Raw genomic sequence first — 15,453 nt, forward strand, 5'->3', positions numbered from 1 at the left:
AGTGATTTAGATAAGCCATCGATACCCTCTCTCTTGAATGTCCGTAACCAATTGGCGATCAAACTTGGATTATTTATACCAAATTGTTTCCCGACTTCGCGATAGCTTAACGTTGTATTCAAGTATAATTCTATCGCATTTAACTTCATTTCGACAGTATAATGACGCTTAGTCGTTTTTACGTGAAGTCCATCTATGCCAAAATCCTGGTAGTTCTGGATCCATCGTTTAATATCAGATTTGCCTATTTGATATTTCTTTGCAAGTTGTTTGTAGCTTCTAGCTCCTGCTTCATATTCTGCAACAACTTGAAGCTTAATCTCTAAATTATATTTGCTCATAAATTAACCCCCAAAAAGTTAGATTTTTGGTCTAGCTTTTGGGGGCAGCTCATTCAAGACAATCTTTGAGGATTTTTTTAAGTCCTATTAAATCAACATTATAAGGGTATTTATTTTCATTCAATAAATTTTTTTGAGTCAATAGTTGACAAAAGATTTAAACTAGTATAAACTTTGACTATCAAATAGTTTGATTATCAAACTAAATGAAAGAGGTGAATTTTACGAATGGATTTTGAGATCATTGATGAGGTTAATTCTTATTTAGTCCGTATTTTTAATGAAATAATGCAAATAGAAGAAGAATCACTAAAATCAAGTGAGTTCAAAGATATTACAATTAAAGAAATGCATACGATAGAAGCCATTGGATTGGTAGATAATCCAACTTCTAGTCAAGTAGCCAATAAGTTAGGAATTACGGTAGGGACATTGTCCGTCTCGATTCAAAATTTAGTCAAGAAGGATTATGTTGAACGTGTTCAATCGGCAGAAGATCGTCGAATTGTTCGCTTAAAACTAACTAAGAAGGGTAAATTATTATATCGTTTGCATCATAAATTTCATACAGATATGGTCGAGAAAACCTTAACAGATCTTGAAATTGATGAAGCACAAACTCTGATAAAAGGGCTGCGTAACCTTAACCAATTCTTAGATGAGATTAAGGGTAAACTAAATTAAAGGATAAGAATTGATGAGTAGAATAATTAAGATGGGGAGTTATTTGCCTCAAAATAAGTTATCAAATCTTGAGTTAATTGAAAAGTTTCAAATTGATTCAAGTGATGAATGGATACAACAGCGGACCGGGATAGATCAGCGCTACTTTGCAGACCATGATGAAGAAGTAAGTCATTTGGCGATTAAAGCGGCTAAAGATTTAGTGGATCAAATGGATCATTCCATTGCAAGTGAAATTAAAACGATTATCGTGGCTTCAATGTCCTCAAAACAACCGACTCCAAGCGTTGCAAATCAAGTGAGTTTGGCTTTAAATTGTGAAGATGCTTTTTGTTTAGATATTAACACTGCTTGTTCAGGTTTTGTGAGTGCTTTAGAGTTAGCAGAGCATTTAAGTAGCAATCAAGCAACAGGTTATACTTTAGTAATCGGTGCTGAGAAGATGAGTCAGATATTAGATGCGAACGATCGTTCAACCAATATTTTGTTTGGTGATGGCGCAGGTGCCTTTCTTATCGAGCATGATGGCACAGGACTATTAGAGTATCAGAGTGCGATGCATAGTGAGGGCGATTTATCTTTATCAATAGAAGTGAGTCAAGCCACCAACTTTTTAATGCAAATGAAAGGACGGGAAGTATTTAATTTTGTTTCACGAAAAGTGATTCCAAGTTTAATTGATTTTATACATGAAAATGCAATTGAAATGGACTATTTAATTTGTCATCAAGCGAATCAACGTTTTCTTGATTTAATAGCCAAAAAAATGAGCATGGACGAATTAAAATTACCGTCCAATATCAAGGAAGTCGCTAATTTATCAGCCGCAAGTATTCCAGTTTTATGTCATCAGTTAGTAAAAAATAAACAACTTAAACTCGATGGTACGCAAACAATTGTCCTATGTGGGTTTGGTGCGGGACTATCGTGGGGAAATATTACATTAAAAATTTAAAACATTATTTGGAGGAATTTAACATGGTATTTGAAAAAATTAAAGCAATTATTGTAGAGCAATTAGATATTGAAGAAAAAGATGTGACTTTAGAAACGAACTTTTTAGAAGATTTACAAGCAGACAGTTTAGATGTTTTTCAAATCATTAGCGAAATTGAAGATGAATTAGATATTACGATTGATACTGATCAAAATTTAAAAACAGTTGGCGATTTAGTTAACTATATTGAAGCTTTGTAAAAGCGTCAGTAGTAGATTATGACGTAAATTTAATAATATAGGATGACCGTATAAAACTATATAAAGACTCATATTTGTTTAGAGATTTTATTAGTGCACTATATGGTCATTATTATTTAACCTGATATAAAGGAAGAAAAAAATATGCAAACAGCTATAACAAAATTATTAAATATCAAATATCCTATTATCCAAGGCGCAATGGCTTGGGTAGCTGATGCTGATTTAGCCAGTGCAGTATCCAATGCAGGTGGCTTGGGAATTATTGGGACGGGACATGATCCGGTTGAGGTTGTCCGCAAAAAAGTTGAAACGATGAAAAATAAAACCAATCAACCCTTTGCGGTCAATGTCATGTTATTAAATCCTCATGTAGAAGAGGTAGTGGATTATTTAGTGAATTCAAGGGTAAAAATTATTACAACTGGTGCTGGTAATCCGGGGAAATACATGGAGCGTTTTAAAGAAGCGGGAATTGTCGTTATTCCAGTAGTGGCATCAGTTGCATTGGCCAAAAGAATGGAACGAATTGGTGCCGACGCTGTGGTCGTAGAAGGTATGGAAGCTGGTGGACATATTGGTAAACAAACAACATTGGCTTTAGTACCTCAAATTGTAGATGCAGTGGATATTCCAGTCATTGCCGCAGGTGGTTTCGGTGATGGTCGTTCATTAGCAGCTGCTTTGATGTTAGGTGTAGAAGCGATTCAGGTTGGTACAAGATTTGTGGTGGCTAATGAATCAAATGCACATCCAAACTTTAAAGCCGCAATTTTAAAGGCGACTGATATTGATACCGTTGTGACTGGGACCATAACGGGTCATCCTGTACGAGTTCTCCGCAATCGTTTGACTAAAGAATATTTAGCTTTAGAAAAATCAATCACCAGTCAAGAACAGCCGGATTTATCTGTTTTAGAGGATTTAGGTAGAGGTGCCCTAAGACGTGCCGTAGTAGAAGGCGATGTTAATACTGGATCCATGATGGCGGGACAGATTGCTGGTCTCATCAAAAAGGAGCAATCCTGTCAAGAAATTATTGAAGAGTATGTCAATGAAGCGAAAGCTGTTTTTCAAACAAAACAAAGTTACTTTAATTGAGGTGAAATAGTTGAAATTAGCAGTTATGTTTAATGGACAAGGCGCTCATTTTGAACAGATGGGGCAAGATTTTGTGACTCATTTTGAAGAAGTTAGAGCGGTCTATCAGCGAGCAGAGCAATTGACGCAACTCCCGATTACGAAATGGATCACAGAAGATATCAGTGCACTTAATTTTACCAAAAATGCACAATTAGCGATTAGTACTACTAGCCTGGCCATCTTTAATTCAATAAAAAAACATTTACCTGATATTGAGGCAATGGGTGGATTAAGTTTGGGTGAATACAGTGCTTTAATAGCCAGTCAAATATTGAGCGAAGACGATGCCTGGCCTTTACTGAAAAAACGTGGGGAATTAATGAGTGCACAGGCTCAGACTTTAAATCATTCCCAAATGGTGGCTGTTATTCAAGTACCATTAGACGAAATTAAGGCAATTATAAAGGAAATGCAAAATGATACCGAAATTTATATTGCTAATTATAATGCACCCACTCAAATCGTTTTAGGTGGTACTCAAGTCGCAATCAAGGAGTTTAAACAATTAGCGAAAACAAAAGGTTATAAAAAGATTTTACCATTAAAAGTAGAAGGACCTTTTCATACACCATTAATGAAAGAGGTACAAGAACCTTTTAAGGAAGCTTTATCAACGATTGCTGAATTAGAAACTAAAGGGAAAATCCCGGTATGGAGTAATGTAACGGCAGAGCCACACCAAGCGACGACGATTAAACCCTTATTAGTCGATCATTTGGTTAAGCCAGTTAAATGGTTGCAAACAATTGATCAATGGCATCAACAAGGGATTACTCATATTATTCAAATCGGACCTGGGAATACATTAGCTAAATTATTAGATCAACAGTATCCTACAATCAATCATTTAGTAGTGAATAAAGTAGAAGATATTGAAAACATTTCAGCATTTTTGAAATCATGAGAATTAGAGGTGGAAAATGAGTTTAGTTTGTTTAATAACGGGAAGTTCTAGAGGCATTGGTTTAGCTATTGCCAAACATTTAGCTAAATTAGATTATCAAGTGATTTTAAACAGTCGTAGACCAATTGATGAAGCTATTTTGGCAGAGTTTGAGGATGTAAGCCATCCTGTTGATACGGTCATTGGCGATATTGGTAATTTTGAAGATAGCCAACGTATGGTAAATGAAATTAAAGAAAAATATGACCAAATTGATGTCTTAATCAATAATGCAGGGGTCACCAAAGATGGTTTATTTATAAGAATGAAGGAAGAAGACTATGATTTAGTCTTAGATACTAATTTAAAGGGGACCTTTAATATGTGTCGACATGTGATTCCTTTGATGCTTAAAAAGCGGAGTGGGACGATTATTAATCTTTCAAGTATTGTTGGCATTATAGGTAATGCCGGTCAAGTAAATTATGCAGCGAGTAAGGCGGGAGTCATTGGTTTAACTAAGTCTTTAGCTAGAGAAGTTGCAAGTCGAAACATTACCGTTAATGCGATTGCACCTGGATTTATCGAAACCAAAATGACGCATGATTTATCTGAAAAAGTAAAAAATACAATGTTGAGTCAGATCCCATTAAAAAGATTTGGTCAAGTGGAAGAGATTGCTGATTGTGTTCAATTTTTAATCCATAATCGATACATGACCGGGCAAGTCTTAGAAATTAATGGCGGCATGAATATGTAATAAGAAAGGAAAACGATAATGGAAAGAGTTGTGATTACAGGAATCGGTACAGTTTCTCCTATTGGGAATAATACGGTTGAATTTTGGGAGAATATTAAAAACGATCAGCATGGTATTGCGCCGATTACTAAATTTGATGCTTCAGCAACGGGGATATCAGTAGCAGCTGAAGTTAAAAATTTTAATGGAAAAGAACTATTAGGCAACAAAGAAGTCCGCAGAATGGATTATTTTTCACAGTATGGATTAGTAGCTGCTATGGAAGCTGTTGAAATGAGTGGCTATGATATTGCAGCGAATCCGATGCGTGTTGGAACATTAGTAAGTTCAGGAATCGGTGGATTAGTTGAAATTGAAAATGGCATTCGTAAGATGATTGAAAAAGGACCTAAAAGAATCCCACCACTATTTGTTCCCTTAACAATCGGTAATATGGTAGCTGGTAATATCTCTATGAAATTAGGGGCTAAAGGTATTAGTTTGGATATTGTCTCTGCTTGTGCTAGTGCAACGAACGCGATTGGTGAAGCCTTTTTAAAGATTAAAATGGGACTATTAGATGCGTGTATCGCAGGTGGTTCAGAAGGAACCATTAATGAAATCGGTATTGGTGGTTTTGCAGCCTTAACAGCATTATCGACGGAATCCAATCCTGATTTAGCTTCACGTCCATTTGATAAAGACCGTGATGGTTTTGTCATGGGGGAAGGTGCAGGGATTTTATTTTTAGAATCATTAAGTTCAGCTCAAAAACGAGGTGCCACTATTTTAGGCGAAGTAGTCGGTTATGGCTCCACATCGGATGCTTATCATATGACAGCACCTAGTGAAGACGGCTCTGGAGCAGGGGAAGCGATGAAAATGGCAATCCAGCAAGCCAATATTCAAGCGACTCAAATCGATTATATCAACGCACATGGTACCTCTACACCAACTAATGATTCAGCAGAAACGGTAGCGATTAAATATGCATTAGGCGAACATGCTTACCAAGTACCTATCTCCAGTTCTAAAGGATTTTTTGGGCATTTATTAGGAGCAGCTGGCGGAGTTGAAGCGATTGTAACAGTTAAAGCATTAGCTGAAGGCTTTATACCAGCAACCCTAGGCTTACAAAATCCAGAAGATGTGTGTGATTTGGACTATGTGCCGCATAAAGGACGCTCAAAAGCGATTCACTATGCTTTATCCAATTCATTAGGATTTGGTGGACATAATGCGGTCTTATGTTTTAAACGATGGGAGGATAATGAATGAACTATCAAGAGTTATTAACCTTAATTGATAAACTAGACCAATCAAAAGTAGCTTATTTAGAATTCACTCAAGGCTCTGATAAAGTTGTATTATCCAAAGAGGTTCCATTTGATAAAGGATCCGTATCACAGACCACGGATCACACGACTAAAACGGTACAGGATCAAGTAGAACCTTCACCATCGATGGTTACAGAAGTACCAAGTAAAGAAACGAAGGAAGTATCATCATCTGAAAATTCACAATATGAAGCCATTAATTCGCCAATTGTTGGAGTGGTTTATTTACAACCACAACCAGGCGAACCATCGTATGTGACCGTCGGTGATGAGGTAAAGAAGGGCCAAACAATATGTATTATTGAAGCCATGAAATTAATGAATGAAATTGCTGCACCTTTTGATGGCATCATTCGTGAAGTATTAGTAGAAAATGACAACGTAGTGGAATTTGAACAACCACTATTTAAGATTGAACGTAAATAAGGAGAGTAAATTATGACAATTTTAACTGCCCAACAAGTAATGGATATTATACCAAATCGTTATCCGATTTGTTTTATTGATGCGGTCGATGAATTAGTGCCTGGAGAAAAGATTGTTTGTCGTAAAAATGTCACCATTAACGAACAATTTTTCCAAGGACATTTTCCAGGTGAACCGGTAATGCCAGGAGTATTAATTTGTGAAGCATTGGCTCAAGCAGGATCAATCCCATTATTGCAGATGCCAGATTTTGAAGGGAAAACAGCCTATCTTGGTGGTTTAAATAAAGTAAAGTTTCGTCAAAAAGTAGTTCCTGGTGATGTGTTAAGATTACAGGTTGATATCGTAAAATTAAAACGTAATGCTGGAATTGGTATGGGCCAAGCATTTGTTGGGGATAAAAAAGTAGCGGAAGCAGAAATGACTTTTATTATTGGCGTTAAATAATGTTCGTAAGAAAAGTCTAAAAAGTAGGTGAATAGGATTGTTTAGAAAAGTATTGGTAGCCAATCGTGGTGAAATCGCGGTACGAATTATTCGAGCGTTAAGAGAGATGAATATTATCTCCGTTGCCGTATATAGTACAGCTGATAAGGAGGCCATGCATACCCAATTAGCGGATGAAGCTATTTGTATCGGACCAGCTAAAAGTTTAGATAGTTATCAAAATCCGGTAGCGATATTATCTGCTGCGATGGCGACAGGGTGTGATGCTATTCATCCAGGGTATGGATTTTTATCAGAGCGAAGTGATTTTGTTGCCATGTGTGAAGAACTAGGTATCCAATTTATTGGCCCTAAAAGTCAAACCATTGAATTAATGGGAAATAAACAAAATGCTCGTCAAACGATGTTAGCATCAGGAATACCCGTTACGCCAGGTAGTGAAGGTTTAGTTCATACTTGGCAAGAAGCTACAATGATTGCTGATCAAATAGGTTTTCCATTAATGATCAAAGCGGCTGATGGTGGCGGTGGCAAAGGCATGCGTCGTGTTGAAAACGCAGATGACTTTAAAAAACTGTTTGAACAAGCACAGATTGAAACACAAAATGTATACGGTAATCAAGATTTATATATTGAAAAGATCATTTATCCTGCAAGACATATCGAAATCCAATTGATAGCCGATCACTATGGTAAAGTATTACATTTAGGAGAACGCGATTGTTCACTACAAAGGCGTAATCAAAAAGTGATTGAAATTGCACCAGCCGTAACTTTACCTGAAGCAACGAAAGAAGCTTTATGGCAAACGGCTGTCAAGGCAGCTCAAGCAATTGAATACCAAAATGCGGGAACAATTGAATTTTTAGTAGATGATGACCATAATTTTTATTTTATGGAAATGAATACACGTTTACAAGTAGAACATCCGATAACGGAATTAATAACCGGTATTGATATTGTCAAAGAACAAATAAAAATTGCGATGGGGCAACCTTTAGCACTCAATCAACAGGATATTCATTTTACTGGGGTGGCCATCGAGTGTCGCTTAAATGCAGAGGATTCAAACTATGACTTTCGAGCTTCGAGTGGCCATATTGACCGGCTCATTTTACCAGCAGGACCTCATGTACGAATCGAGTCTGGAATTTACTCCGATTATTTTTTACCGCCTTTTTATGATTCAATGGTAGCGAAAATAATTAGTTATGGCCACGATCTAAATGATGCCATGTTAATTATGGAACGGGCTTTAAGTGAAGTGGTAGTAGAAGGGATTACCACTAATATTGATTTATTACAAGCATTGATCATGAATGATGAAGTTCAAACCCTAAATTTCCATACAAAATGGTTAGAAGAAAGTTTTCTTCCTCAGTGGTTAAAACGTGAGGAGGGGTTAAATGGAACTATTTAAAAATAAAAAAATAATTCGTTTAAATGCACAACCTCCTACGTATCATGAAAAAAAATCAAAGATTCCAGATAATTTTTTAACAACTTGTCCACATTGTAAGCGTAATTTATTACCGTCACAAGTAACGGTGGATTATACTTGCGAAAGATGTCAGGGGAATTTACAGTTTCCTGCTAATGCCAGAATTAATTGGTTACTCGATGAAGATAGTTTTGAAGAAGTAGCGAGTGACATTAGTAATCAAAACCCCATTGGTTTTCCAGATTATGAGCAAAAGCTAGCCAACTATCAACAAATAACAAACTTAAAAGAAGCAGTTGTAGTAGGTACTGGGTTAATGGATGGTATGAAAGTAGCACTCGGTGTAATGGATAATCGCTTTATGATGGCGAGTATGGGCACGGTGGTAGGGGAGCGGATTACTCAACTTTTTGAAATAGCGACCCAAAATCAACTGCCAGTCATCTTATTCATTGCTTCTGGTGGTGCCCGTATGCAAGAAGGTATTATGTCATTGATGCAAATGGCTAAAATTAGTCAAGCAGTAAATCGTCATCATCAAGCTGGTTTATTTTATCTTGCTATTTTAACGCATCCTACAACGGGTGGGGTAACGGCGAGTTTTGCAATGCAAGCAGATATTATTTTAGCTGAAGAAAAGGCTACAATTGGCTTTGCTGGAAAACGCGTCATCGAACAGACCATAAAAGCAAAATTACCCAAAGAGTTTCAAACAGCAGAGACTGTTTTAGAAAATGGTTTTATTGATAATATTGTGAAACGAACTGAACAGAAAAATAGGATCAAATTTTTATTGAAAACCAATCAAAGGGTGATGTCATTATGAAAGCATATCAAAAAGTTCAAGCCGCTCGCGAACTATCCAGAATTTCTAGTTTAGAGATTATTGATAAATTGTGTAGCGAATTTATGGAGTTTCATGGTGATCGCTTAATGCACGATGATCGAGCAATCGTTACCGGAGTTGGTTTAATGGATGAACAACCGATTACGATTATCGGTATTCAAAAAGGACATAATATGAAAACGAATATTATGCGTAATTTTGGTTCGGTGGGTCCGGCTGGTTATCGTAAAGCCCAGCGTATGATGCGTCAAGCAGAAAAATTTGGTCGACCCGTTCTAACTTTAATTAATACCGCTGGCGCACATTGTGCACCGGAATCGGAAGAAAATGGCATTGGTGAAGCGATCGCGAGCACCTTATTGACCATGAGTCAATTAACGGTTCCCAGCCTAGCGATTATTTTAGGTGAAGGTGGTAGTGGAGGGGCCATTGCCTTGGCGCTTGCTGATGAAGTTTGGATGTTAGAAAACAGTGTCTATTCGATTCTTTCCCCAGAAGGTTTCGCTTCGATATTATGGAAAAATTCCAAATTGGCCTCTAAAGCAGCAGATTATATGAAATTGACGGCTGATGATTTATTCGAGTTAAACGTAATCGATAAAATTATTGAAGAAGTAGACGAATTGGGTCAGCCTATTGATCAAAACCACTTTACCAATCACTTAATCAACGAAATTAAAGCGAAAATAAATGCATTGTTATCAATGAACCCTGAGACCCGTCTAGAAAAGAAATATCAGCGTTTTAGACAGTATTAAAAAAACAGTTAGCTAGATTACAATAAGTAAAACATTAATCCGTAAAGATTGAGTTAATACTTAGTGTTAAGACTAGTTAACTGTTTTTTGATTTGGTTGGCATTATAGGAAAATTGAAAATCTAATAGTCAGGTTTTATAGTTGTTAATCCAACACATAATTTATATTAGCGACAAGTCCCTCTTAAGTTTGCCAAGAGGACGATTGCTATTCAAGAATTAGTCATCTTCTAATGACAATTGTTTTGAAGCTGAAAAGTTGGCAAAGATAATTTTGGACATTGTTTAAAAATAATCTCTAATGCAAAAGTGAAAGTACACTAGTACAAGAAAATTAGATATTTTTTCTGTTTAATCCACCTCAGTTGCTTCGGTATCAAACTAGTCTTCGTGACGCACTATGATGTCACTCAACCATTCACTTAAAATTAATGCACAGTAGATTGACTGAATCAATCAGGTTTCTACTTATCTTATTTAATTAATTCTCAGAATGATAACTCCATCCTTGATCATTATGATAAATCATCAGTTTACTCATTCCCCCATCAACGGTAATTGTTTGCCCATTAATAAAACTGGCTTTTTTACTAGCAAGGAATAAAATCAGTTCGGCAATATCCTCTGGAACGCAGACTTTTTTACTTGGATGTTGACTGACATCTGAACCACTAAATGAATGTTGGTAGGTATCAATCCATCCGGGAGCAATAGCATTGACTCTAATTTGTTCTTTACTTAAACTAATAGCTAAATTATGAGTAAGGGCTGTAATAGCGCCTTTAGCAGCAGCATAACTTTCAGTCTCTGCTTGGCTTTGAAAAGCCCTTGTGGATGACAGATTTATAATGGAGCTACCTGGAGTGAAATGATTTAAGAGTAACTGCGTTAAGTAAAAAGGTGCTACGACTCCCACTTGCAAAGCGTCATTGAATTCGGATAAAGAACCATTGTGAATTCCTACCGATAAAGGCAATGCATTATTGACCAATACATCAATTTTCGATTCATTCTTTAAGATAGATTCAACAAATTTTTGAAGAACAGCCGGTTGACCGATATCTCCTTGATAAAAAGAACCAGGATTAAGATCAATGCCATAGACACGTGCACCAGCTGCTTCAAAGGCCTTCCGTGTGGCTAAACCGATACCATGTCCATCGCCTGTAACAACAACAACTTTATTTTTATACATCTGAACACCCACTTCCATAAAAATTATATTAATAATATAGCAGATTAGTCAGAGTTTTAACACTAATATTGACATAATCGAAATCTAATAAATCCGCGTGTTTTGGTAACGAAAGTAGTTAAATTAAGGGTACGGAACATTGTTAATTGGATTGAAGAGATACGCGTAGTCATCAAGAATCATAAATTTACAACAATGGTTGAGCTTCATAACGATAAAAGGAAACTAAATAGATGTTTAATAAAATTTTTTCTAGAAATCATTTTGAACAAATAATGGCATAATAAAAAGTCAAAAGATGAAAAAAATTCGTCTTTTGGCTTTTGAATGATTTTATTAGATGATTAAACTTTTACAGCTGTTCCGCTACCAATGACCATCATCATGCCATTATCTGCCCCTAAAACTTCATAGTCTAATTTCATACCTACAATAGCATTTGCGCCTAAATTCTTAGCTCGACGTTCTAATTCATCCATTGCTTCTCGTTGAGCTTCTCGAAGTTCTTCTTCATAGCCTGCTGAACGTCCACCAAAAATATTTCGTAAGCCAGCTCCGAAATCTTTCATAAAATTAATCCCTACAACAACTTCACTAAAAACCACGCCAATATATTCTTGTACAGGTTGTCCTTCAATTGTAGGTGTAGTTGTAATAATCATTTAAAACCCTCCCATTATATGATACTATTATTTTAAAATAAAATTTCAAAAAATGCATGCAACTTAAGTTGTAAAATTTTATTTTTAATCATTTTTAGGAGGAAATTATGAAAAAATTATCAACTCAAAAAGCTCCTGCAGCAGTAGGACCTTACTCACAAGGCATTCAAACAGGCAATTTATTCTTCTTATCTGGGCAATTAGGCTTAAATCCTGAAACCGGGAAAATGGTTGAAGGAGGTATTGAGAAGCAGACGCATCAAGTTTTCAAAAATATTCAAGCGGTATTAGAATCAGAAGGATTAACTTTAAATAATGTGGTGAAAGTCTTGGTTTTATTAGCTGATATTAACGATTTTGCTGCTGTCAATACTATTTATGGAGAATATTTTAATGAACCTTATCCAGCTAGAAGTGCTTTCCAAGTTGCTGCTTTGCCTTTAGGTGGACAAATTGAAATTGAAGTAATTGCTGAACGTAGTGAATAATTTTCAAAACATTAAACATTTTTCATGGAAATTAAAACAAAATGAGAAAATGATTGACAAACAATTAGATTTTATGTAGACTAGTCTTAATAAATTATTATTAACTTTCTCTAGGGGGACTTCTACTATGAAATTTAAAAAAGCAACTTCTTTATTTTTAGCGACTTTGGCTCTATCTAGTGCATTAGCCACGTCGGTCTCCGCCCAAGAACAGATTGTTATCGGTGGAAACTTTGAAATGAGTGGTGGGGCGGCTGCTTATGGTTCGGTGATGGCCAAAGCATTAGAATTAGCGGTAGAATTACGTAATGCCGAAGGCGATGTTTTGGATGGCTATCAATTAGCAACGACGATTCTAGATAATAAATCTGATTTAACTGAGTCTAGCTCTGTTGCTACCCGTTTGACTTCAGATGATAAATTAGTTGGAATCATCGGGGCAGCAACGACAGGTGCTTCGCAAGCCGAAATTCCGGTGATTACTGAAGCAGGTGTTCCAGCTATTTTACCAGCGGCGACCGGAGATGGTATTACTTTAGCTAATGATGGCAGTGTGTTAGAGTATTTATTCCGTGTTTGTTTTGCTGATGCTTATCAAGGAACAGCGGGTGCATCTTACGCATTTAACAAATTAGGTGCTAAAAAAGTAGCTATTTTATCAGATCAAGCTACTGACTATTCTCAAGGTTTAGCTAAAGCCTTTAAAGAACAATTTGAAGAATTAGGTGGTGAAATAGTAGCCAATGAGTCATACCAATCAGGTGACTCAGATTTTTCAGCTACTTTAACTACTTTATTAACTCAAGATTTTGACGCTTTATATATTCCAGGTTATTATACTGAAGTTGGTCTAATCATTAAACAAGCACGTGAATTTGGCTTAACACAACCAATCGTTGGTGGCGATGGTTTAGCAAGTGATACTTTAGTTGAATTAGCAGGACAAGCAAATGTTAATGATGTTTATTACACCGCGCATTTCTCTCCTAATTCTGAAGAAGAAGATGTGCAAAACTTCTTAAAAGCATACAAAGAAAAATTCGGTCAAGAAGCGGACTCATTTGCTGCTTTATCATTTGATGCGTCTAACTTATTGATTGATGCCATTGAACGTGCAGGTTCAGCAGATCGTGCGGCTGTAACCAAAGCGATTGCAGAAACTAAAGATTTTGATGGTGTTACAGGAACATTTTCTATTGATGACCAACATAATCCGGTTAAACCTGTAACAATGATCAAATTAACTGCAGGTGAAATCGAATCTGCTGAAGAATATTCAGCTGAATAATTATTAATAATTGCATAGTTAAATAAATTGCCAAGAAGTAGAAATAGGGATGAAGTCGTTTTGACTATCTATCACACTGATTCTTGTATAATAGGTTAGGATAATTAGTTGAAAAATTTCATTTTGTCTCTTACAGGTAATGTTGATCAGGTATCATTATTTGGTGAAAAGCCACTTGATAACTCTCGACTTGGGTTGACCCTTAAAAGTAGATAAAAAATCTAAGCTTTGAAGGTCACTACAACTACTATTTTTATAAACAATACAAATGGGGTTTTGAAAGAAAATATCTTTCTAACCTCATTTTTCGTTGATTCAAGATGAAGAAGGGGTACCGTATGAGGGTGGCTGACGAAGCAATATCATTCGATTACCTACTTTCTGGATCACATACATAAAATGGATGAAAATCTCTATGAAATCAGTTAGCAGTTGCTTTAAAATGACTAGTAAGTCAATTCAATGTTCTAGAATAGGGTTCCATGCTATACTATTTTTAGAGCAAGAGGATTATTCTATCTTCTTAAATATAAAGGGGGATTATCGATGAAACTAAATATATTAGAACAAGTTCCATTGTATAAAGGTAATACAGCTGAAGAGACTTTAAAAGAGTTAACTACTCTGGCGCAATTAGCTGATCAACTTGGATACAAACGTTTTTGGTTAGCAGAGCATCATAACACGCCAGCGTTTTTGAGTAGTGCACCGGATATTTTGGCGGGGCATCTATTAGCGAACACCGAGAAAATCAGGGTAGGTACTGGTGGTGTCATGGCAATGCACTATGGATCCTTACAAATTGCTGAACGCTTTAATTTATTAGCGACACTGTATCCTGATCGTGTTGACATGGGATTAGGTAGAGCACCGGGCACTGATTTAGCGGCAGCACGTGCGCTTAATCAGACACATCTACTTTCACCAGCTCAGATTAATCAAATTATTGAAGAAACCTTACACTTCATTCGAGGCGATTTCGAAGAAACACATCCTTATAAACATTTCAAAGTGACTCCACAACCAAAAATATTACCTGAAGCTTGGCTATTAGGCTCTAGTGGTCAAAGTGCAGCTTGGGCAGGAGAAAAAGAAATGAATTACGCTTATGCTCAATTCTTTACTGGTCATCAAGATGAAGAGGTGATGGATCATTATCGTCAATTTTTCCCTACAGATAGCAAGTTAACGCCTAATACACTATCAGCGTTGTCTATTGTGGCAGCTGAGACTAAAGAAGAAGCGGATTACTTAGCTTTAACGATGCAAGAGTTTCGCTATCGTTTAGAAAATGGCTATAGTGTCGTCTTTAGAAGTCCGGAAGAAATTATGGCTGATGGTGAAGAGTACGTTGAGAAAATTAGACAATATACTACTGGAAGAAATAATGCGATTATTGGGACGTATCAAGAGGTGGCGGATAAAATTAAACAATTTGCAGAAGAGTTTCATACTGATGAAATTATGCTCATCACCTATATTGCTGATTTTGAAATAAAACAAACAATTTATCGTGAAATGGCAAAGCGTTTAATACAATAGGGAGTAGACCAGAAGTAGAAAATTGAATAAATTTCG

General features: G+C 36.2%; 18 protein-coding genes. 15 read left to right on the plus strand and 3 right to left on the minus strand.

What is annotated here, in order from left to right; genetic code table 11:
- A partial coding sequence (locus GSA01S_RS05690; protein ID WP_157064779.1) for a helix-turn-helix domain-containing protein occupies positions 1-341 on the minus strand: 341 nt, incomplete at its 3' end.
- A 228-nt stretch (positions 342-569) separates the two neighbouring features.
- On the opposite strand from GSA01S_RS05690, the gene fabT reads away from it, so the two are divergent.
- The 12 genes from fabT to accA all read left to right on the plus strand — a co-directional run bounded on the left by fabT (position 570) and on the right by accA (position 10,243).
- Positions 570-1,025 carry a fatty acid biosynthesis transcriptional regulator FabT gene (fabT, locus tag GSA01S_RS05695; protein ID WP_066125702.1) on the plus strand — a complete coding sequence of 152 codons (456 nt, stop codon included), beginning with the start codon at positions 570-572 and terminating at the stop codon, positions 1,023-1,025.
- A gap of 13 nt (positions 1,026-1,038) precedes the next feature.
- Complete coding sequence (locus GSA01S_RS05700; RefSeq protein WP_066125704.1) at positions 1,039-1,980, plus strand: beta-ketoacyl-ACP synthase 3; 942 nt, start codon at positions 1,039-1,041, stop codon at positions 1,978-1,980.
- 23 nt (positions 1,981-2,003) lie between these two features.
- Positions 2,004-2,222, plus strand: a complete 219-nt coding sequence (gene acpP, locus GSA01S_RS05705) for an acyl carrier protein (protein ID WP_066125706.1) — start codon at positions 2,004-2,006, stop codon at positions 2,220-2,222.
- 144 nt (positions 2,223-2,366) lie between these two features.
- Positions 2,367-3,323 carry an enoyl-[acyl-carrier-protein] reductase FabK gene (gene fabK, locus GSA01S_RS05710; RefSeq protein ID WP_066125708.1) on the plus strand — a complete coding sequence of 319 codons (957 nt, stop codon included), beginning with the start codon at positions 2,367-2,369 and terminating at the stop codon, positions 3,321-3,323.
- Positions 3,324-3,333: 10 nt separating this feature from the next.
- Positions 3,334-4,269, plus strand: a complete 936-nt coding sequence (locus GSA01S_RS05715) for an ACP S-malonyltransferase (protein WP_066125710.1) — start codon at positions 3,334-3,336, stop codon at positions 4,267-4,269.
- Between the two features lie 16 nt (positions 4,270-4,285).
- Complete coding sequence (gene fabG / locus GSA01S_RS05720; RefSeq protein WP_066125711.1) at positions 4,286-5,008, plus strand: 3-oxoacyl-[acyl-carrier-protein] reductase; 723 nt, start codon at positions 4,286-4,288, stop codon at positions 5,006-5,008.
- A gap of 18 nt (positions 5,009-5,026) precedes the next feature.
- Positions 5,027-6,265 carry a beta-ketoacyl-ACP synthase II gene (fabF, locus tag GSA01S_RS05725; RefSeq protein ID WP_066125714.1) on the plus strand — a complete coding sequence of 413 codons (1,239 nt, stop codon included), beginning with the start codon at positions 5,027-5,029 and terminating at the stop codon, positions 6,263-6,265.
- Positions 6,262-6,750, plus strand: coding sequence for an acetyl-CoA carboxylase biotin carboxyl carrier protein (gene accB, locus GSA01S_RS05730; RefSeq protein ID WP_066125716.1), 489 nt, complete (start codon positions 6,262-6,264; stop codon positions 6,748-6,750). Before fabF ends, accB begins: the two co-directional genes overlap by 4 nt.
- A gap of 12 nt (positions 6,751-6,762) precedes the next feature.
- Positions 6,763-7,197, plus strand: coding sequence for a 3-hydroxyacyl-ACP dehydratase FabZ (gene fabZ, locus GSA01S_RS05735; protein WP_066125718.1), 435 nt, complete (start codon positions 6,763-6,765; stop codon positions 7,195-7,197).
- 37 nt (positions 7,198-7,234) lie between these two features.
- Positions 7,235-8,617, plus strand: a complete 1,383-nt coding sequence (locus tag GSA01S_RS05740; protein WP_066125720.1) for an acetyl-CoA carboxylase biotin carboxylase subunit — start codon at positions 7,235-7,237, stop codon at positions 8,615-8,617.
- Entirely contained in the window at positions 8,604-9,464 is an 861-nt protein-coding gene (locus GSA01S_RS05745; RefSeq protein WP_066125722.1) for an acetyl-CoA carboxylase carboxyltransferase subunit beta, read from the plus strand. The genes GSA01S_RS05740 and GSA01S_RS05745 overlap by 14 nt, the downstream gene beginning before the upstream one ends.
- Positions 9,461-10,243 carry an acetyl-CoA carboxylase carboxyltransferase subunit alpha gene (accA, locus tag GSA01S_RS05750; RefSeq protein WP_066125724.1) on the plus strand — a complete coding sequence of 261 codons (783 nt, stop codon included), beginning with the start codon at positions 9,461-9,463 and terminating at the stop codon, positions 10,241-10,243. Before GSA01S_RS05745 ends, accA begins: the two co-directional genes overlap by 4 nt.
- Positions 10,244-10,723: 480 nt before the next feature.
- Here the strand turns inward: accA and GSA01S_RS05755 are convergent, their stop codons facing one another.
- Together GSA01S_RS05755 and GSA01S_RS05760 are read right to left on the minus strand one after the other, a co-directional pair.
- A complete protein-coding gene (locus tag GSA01S_RS05755) occupies positions 10,724-11,437 on the minus strand; it encodes an SDR family NAD(P)-dependent oxidoreductase (protein ID WP_066125726.1) in 714 nt (237 codons plus the stop codon).
- Positions 11,438-11,781: 344 nt separating this feature from the next.
- Positions 11,782-12,099, minus strand: coding sequence for a heavy metal-binding domain-containing protein (locus GSA01S_RS05760; RefSeq protein WP_066125728.1), 318 nt, complete (start codon positions 12,097-12,099; stop codon positions 11,782-11,784).
- Between the two features lie 107 nt (positions 12,100-12,206).
- Here GSA01S_RS05760 and GSA01S_RS05765 point away from each other — a divergent pair, with 107 nt between their 5' ends.
- The 3 genes from GSA01S_RS05765 to GSA01S_RS05775 all read left to right on the plus strand — a co-directional run bounded on the left by GSA01S_RS05765 (position 12,207) and on the right by GSA01S_RS05775 (position 15,417).
- On the plus strand, positions 12,207-12,587 hold the full coding sequence (locus GSA01S_RS05765) for a RidA family protein (protein ID WP_066125730.1): 381 nt from the start codon (positions 12,207-12,209) through the stop codon (positions 12,585-12,587).
- A 127-nt stretch (positions 12,588-12,714) separates the two neighbouring features.
- The gene (locus GSA01S_RS05770; protein WP_066125732.1) at positions 12,715-13,875 is read left to right on the plus strand and encodes an ABC transporter substrate-binding protein; all 1,161 of its coding nucleotides are present in this window, start codon (positions 12,715-12,717) and stop codon (positions 13,873-13,875) included.
- A 546-nt stretch (positions 13,876-14,421) separates the two neighbouring features.
- A complete protein-coding gene (locus GSA01S_RS05775) occupies positions 14,422-15,417 on the plus strand; it encodes an LLM class flavin-dependent oxidoreductase (RefSeq protein WP_066125734.1) in 996 nt (331 codons plus the stop codon).
- The last annotated feature ends 36 nt before the right edge of the window (positions 15,418-15,453 follow it).

Source organism: Globicatella sanguinis NBRC 15551 (assembly GCF_001552295.1).
Lineage (GTDB): Bacteria > Bacillota > Bacilli > Lactobacillales > Aerococcaceae > Globicatella > Globicatella sanguinis.

Coding starts and splice junctions, on each gene's coding strand:
- GSA01S_RS05775 (WP_066125734.1), top strand. CDS start 14,422: ATGAAACTAAATATATTAGAACAAGTTCCATTGTATAAAGGTAATACA.
- fabT (WP_066125702.1), top strand. CDS start 570: ATGGATTTTGAGATCATTGATGAGGTTAATTCTTATTTAGTCCGTATT.
- GSA01S_RS05760 (WP_066125728.1), bottom strand. CDS start 12,099: ATGATTATTACAACTACACCTACAATTGAAGGACAACCTGTACAAGAA.
- accA (WP_066125724.1), top strand. CDS start 9,461: ATGAAAGCATATCAAAAAGTTCAAGCCGCTCGCGAACTATCCAGAATT.
- GSA01S_RS05770 (WP_066125732.1), top strand. CDS start 12,715: ATGAAATTTAAAAAAGCAACTTCTTTATTTTTAGCGACTTTGGCTCTA.
- fabZ (WP_066125718.1), top strand. CDS start 6,763: ATGACAATTTTAACTGCCCAACAAGTAATGGATATTATACCAAATCGT.
- fabG (WP_066125711.1), top strand. CDS start 4,286: ATGAGTTTAGTTTGTTTAATAACGGGAAGTTCTAGAGGCATTGGTTTA.
- accB (WP_066125716.1), top strand. CDS start 6,262: ATGAACTATCAAGAGTTATTAACCTTAATTGATAAACTAGACCAATCA.
- GSA01S_RS05745 (WP_066125722.1), top strand. CDS start 8,604: ATGGAACTATTTAAAAATAAAAAAATAATTCGTTTAAATGCACAACCT.
- fabK (WP_066125708.1), top strand. CDS start 2,367: ATGCAAACAGCTATAACAAAATTATTAAATATCAAATATCCTATTATC.
- GSA01S_RS05765 (WP_066125730.1), top strand. CDS start 12,207: ATGAAAAAATTATCAACTCAAAAAGCTCCTGCAGCAGTAGGACCTTAC.
- GSA01S_RS05755 (WP_066125726.1), bottom strand. CDS start 11,437: ATGTATAAAAATAAAGTTGTTGTTGTTACAGGCGATGGACATGGTATC.
- fabF (WP_066125714.1), top strand. CDS start 5,027: ATGGAAAGAGTTGTGATTACAGGAATCGGTACAGTTTCTCCTATTGGG.
- GSA01S_RS05700 (WP_066125704.1), top strand. CDS start 1,039: ATGAGTAGAATAATTAAGATGGGGAGTTATTTGCCTCAAAATAAGTTA.
- acpP (WP_066125706.1), top strand. CDS start 2,004: ATGGTATTTGAAAAAATTAAAGCAATTATTGTAGAGCAATTAGATATT.